Source organism: Moorena sp. SIO2C4 (genome assembly GCF_010672485.1).
Lineage (GTDB): Bacteria > Cyanobacteriota > Cyanobacteriia > Cyanobacteriales > Coleofasciculaceae > Moorena > Moorena producens.
The window spans coordinates 1-4030 of sequence record NZ_JAAHGN010000701.1 but is presented as its reverse complement, the minus strand read 5'-3'; the positions used below and the strand labels follow the sequence as shown (position 1 = coordinate 4030).

4 protein-coding genes are annotated in these 4030 nt (G+C 43.9%); 1 reads left to right on the top strand and 3 read right to left on the bottom strand.

Annotated features, from left to right (window positions below):
* Window positions 1-1182 precede the first annotated feature (1182 nt).
* From F6K20_RS27495 to F6K20_RS27485, 3 genes are all read right to left on the bottom strand, one after another.
* Complete coding sequence (locus tag F6K20_RS27495; RefSeq protein ID WP_287262877.1) at window positions 1183-1365, bottom strand: hypothetical protein; 183 nt, start codon at window positions 1363-1365, stop codon at window positions 1183-1185.
* Between the two features lie 62 nt (window positions 1366-1427).
* Window positions 1428-1868 carry an Hsp20/alpha crystallin family protein gene (locus F6K20_RS27490; protein ID WP_008183559.1) on the bottom strand — a complete coding sequence of 147 codons (441 nt, stop codon included), beginning with the start codon at window positions 1866-1868 and terminating at the stop codon, window positions 1428-1430.
* A gap of 274 nt (window positions 1869-2142) precedes the next feature.
* On the bottom strand, window positions 2143-2436 hold the full coding sequence (locus tag F6K20_RS27485) for a hypothetical protein (RefSeq protein ID WP_044492964.1): 294 nt from the start codon (window positions 2434-2436) through the stop codon (window positions 2143-2145).
* 428 nt (window positions 2437-2864) lie between these two features.
* On the opposite strand from F6K20_RS27485, the gene F6K20_RS27480 reads away from it, so the two are divergent.
* Window positions 2865-4030, top strand: a 1166-nt coding sequence (locus F6K20_RS27480; RefSeq protein WP_287296788.1) for a glycoside hydrolase family 1 protein, incomplete at its 3' end; no start/stop codon positions are given.

Genomic DNA, 4030 nt, shown 5'->3' with positions numbered 1-4030 from the left:
TGTCATCTTTTCCCTAGAGACGAAACCTTAGGATAGTGGAGTCTTAATTAATAAATTTTTACCCTTCTCTGCATAACCTGCCAACCATAAAGACTCCACTATCCTTACGGTAACTTCAAAGTCTACCGATTTTGCTGCGCCGCCAGTTTACTGGACTTCGCTCGTATAGGCGCATCTGTTTCCAATCGGCAAAGCCGACGCTACGCGAACGTCTCGGGTGGGTCATTGACCACCCTCAATAAGCGCACATCTATCGTTAAAGACGCAATTCCTCTCTCGCTAACCCTACGGGTATAACGAGAGAGGAATTGCTCTTAAGGATGAGTCTAGATATACTCCGATACTTTTTAGCTACCAAAATCTACCAAAGGCAAATTCTGGCTCGCCAATGCAAGATGCTTTCACATCCAGGGGGTATCTCCCAAAGCTCTGACGGAATATCCCGCGAGCGCCATAAAAATGTCAACCCCAAAGTTGGTTCCACCGGGATAGAGAGCGCAACTATTAAACCCTTGGTTTTCGGCTTTAATTTAAGTTACATAATAATCCCTGTCGGTGTTACCCTAATTTAATTATAACAAATAATAAGAGTTTTTGCTGAGGGGGTGACATGAGCCCCAAAAAGCTTACTATATAAGGCTTTGATGCCAATGGTATCATGGAAGATACAGTCGGAAATTAACCCTCAATTCATTTTCTGGAAGCTCAAACCCTTATAACTACGTCCAATGTTTGCCCAAAACAGAATGTATATTTTTGTGAATTATCGGCTGAAATTTTTACCCAGTAAGGATTTCAGCTTGCATGTCACCCCCCCAGGAGTTTTTGGTAGACTCTGCGACATTTTCTCTAGCTGTTTACTAACCCTATACCGAGCTAGCTTAAGCAGCCACTTATATCATGTCCGGTTGAATACTTACACGCTTGCCCGAATCGAAGGCAGAGGGCAGAAGGCAGAAGGTAGAAGTAAAGGAGTAAGGTTTAATCGGTAATGGTGTTTTATCACTAATTATCCGGACATGATATTACAAAATATCATATTCCATCTTACCTTAAATCTAAGTGGTAATAGCTGAATGCTTATAAAAAGATTGACAGGTCAAGTCTTCCACTAGAAAGTTTACTGTCAATCTTTATGAATTTTATTTACACCGCTGGGGTTTGACGAAATCGTGTAAGCATTCAGCTATCAGCGTGTCGCGTATCAGCTAATGAGCTAAATCTCAGCGTCGAAGCCTGTGCCACGCACGCTAGGCGAACAGCTTTTGAAAAAAACAGGTAAGCATTGGAATAATGCTGAGTTACTTGGACTTTTAGCTGACGGCTGACGGCTGAGTGCTGAATGCTTACGAAATCGTTAGCCATAAAAATCCGCTGATCAAACCAGCAATTTATCGACTAACTGAACTAGGCTATTAACCCCAACACTAATTGAGATTAACTTTAAAGACTTTTTGCTTTTCTGATTCTGCTTTGGGCAAACTCAGGCTCAAGATGCCGTTATTGTAATCAGCTTTAACCTGATCGTGTTGAACCCGTGTTGGTAAGGGAATCACCCGCTGAAAGTTACCATAACGGAATTCTGAACGTGTCATCCCATTTTCTTCAGTACTAGTTTCAGACCGACGCTCACCACTAATAGACACGGCTTGCTCTGTCACCTGAATATCGAGATCTTTAGAATCTATCCCAGGAATCTCAAGCTTTAATTCCAGGGTTTCTGCTGTCTCCTGCAGTTCCGCCGCTGGCATAAAACTTGTTCCCTTCAGACCACGATCTTCAAATGGGGTGAATTCATCAAATAGCCGATTCATTTCCCGTTGTAAGTTAGTGAATTCTCGGAAAGGGTCCCAACGAATAAGTGCCATAATCGTTTGCCTCCGTCTAGTGACATATCCTTACGGTTTAGATCCACTTTTTTCACCCATACTGAGGATTGTTAACGGTTAGCGAAACGTCACCGCTTGGATGATTTGATTTAACCTGTTATCAATCTATCAACCCCGAAAAGGTCTTTGAGTTCGGTTCCCTTCCTAAACCACTAGGCTAATTCCCGTACAGATATAAATAATAGATAATTTGAATCTCAACCATATCCCCAATACCTCAGGGGAGTTTGAACAAATTTGAGTACGATTGTCCTTAGTTATCATTCAGGTTGTGGTAGCGGGCGCAGGCGTAGAGATCAAATAATGCTCCAACTAGGCTACAGGTAAAGGCAATCACTAATACTCCCTGAATGGGGGATCCACTACCAAAAATAGTCAGAAATTTCAATAGCTCAGTTGTGGCAGTAAGACCAAACCCTGTTAAGCCCGGAATGTATCCTATTATACCAAAACCGGCCAGTAAACCAATAACTAGTGCCACTGGAGCCATAAAGCTCAGAAGGATTGTTATTACCAAAGAACGGAGAAAGTTTGGCAAAATGCTCATAAAATTTAACCACATAAGCAGGTGAGTTAAAAGCCAGAGCCAAAGTATGACTTGGCACTTTCTACCTTAGGCGAAATCCCTGTCGATAACCGAAAATGTCAAAAATCTTAAATTTTCATTAAAAATCTTGGTAAAGGTCTGTGAATCTGGATCATAAAGCCGGGTTGTTGGTGGCTTGTTAAGGGCTACCGGTAGTCGGTTAAATTTATCGGCCTCAAGGTCCCTGGCTTGATATATCAGTGATTTCGGCTCAGTGACAGGGGACTTCCAACCCTAAAAGACCCTACCCAATTCCTGAGAAGCTGTGGATCAAAAGTTATCATTCCTGTTAAGATTCTTCGTTGATTGCGGACAGGTTAACTCGTCCCAGGACTCAAGTACGTGGGATGAGCTAGTACGTAACTCCCTTTCTTAATAACAAATCACTAATGACTAACGGCGATCGAATCAGTTACCAATTCCCAGACAACTTCATATGGGGAGTAGCCACCGCTTCCTATCAGATTGAAGGAGCAGTAAGTGAAGGAGGACGCAAACCTAGTGTGTGGGATACCTTCAGTGGTACCCCTGGAAAAATACTTAACGGTGATACCGGTGCTGTCGCTTGTGACCACTACCATCGCTACAAAGAAGATATAGAGCTGATGGTCAAACTAGGGATCAAGGATTATCGCTTTAGCATTGCTTGGCCTCGGATTATTCCTGACGGGCGTGGCAAAGTCAATCAGGAAGGGGTTGATTTCTATAAGCGCTTGGTGGATTGCTTGTTAGATCATGGCATTACTCCCCATGCCACTCTATTTCATTGGGACTCTCCCCAAGCCCTAGAAGACAAATACAAGTCTTGGCTTTCTCGCCAGATGGCGTTTGACTTTGCGGATTATGTTACCGCTGTGGTCACTCAATTAGGCGATCGCATTACCAATTGGATGACCATTAATGAGATCATGTGTTTTACTCACTTAGGCTATGGGGTTGACCAGGACCCGATCCATGCTCCCGGTAGGCGTGTTAAATCCATCAAACAGGTATGGCAAACCTCTCATCATGCCCTTTTAGCTCATGGTTTGGGCTGTCAAGCCATCCGTAGTGCTTCCCGGGTTCCCTGTTCTATCGCCTTTGTGGATAACTTGTCCGTCACGGTGCCAATCAATGAGTCACCGTACCATGTGGCAGCAGCAAAAAAGGCCTTCCCTTTATGTGGGCAAAATGGCGGTATCATTATCCCTGCTCTGACTGGTGCTTATAGTCCTGAATTACTGGAAGTGTTAGGAGACAATGCACCAGACATCGGACCATGTGACCTACAAATCATTCATCAGCCTCTGGATGGGATTTGTCTTAATATTTACACTGGTACCTATGTCCGGGCTGCTGACAATCCACAGGGGTACGAGTTCCTTGGTATGCCCAAAGGCTACCCTCGCATGCATCTGCCTTGGCTGAATATCCTACCAGATTCCCTTTATTGGGGGGTTCGTCATGTCAGTGAAACCCTGGGGCGTTCAGATTTGCCGATGTTTATCACTGAGAATGGCTGTGCAGCACAGGATGAATTGACTGCTAAGGGTGAGGTGATTGATACGGACAGGAT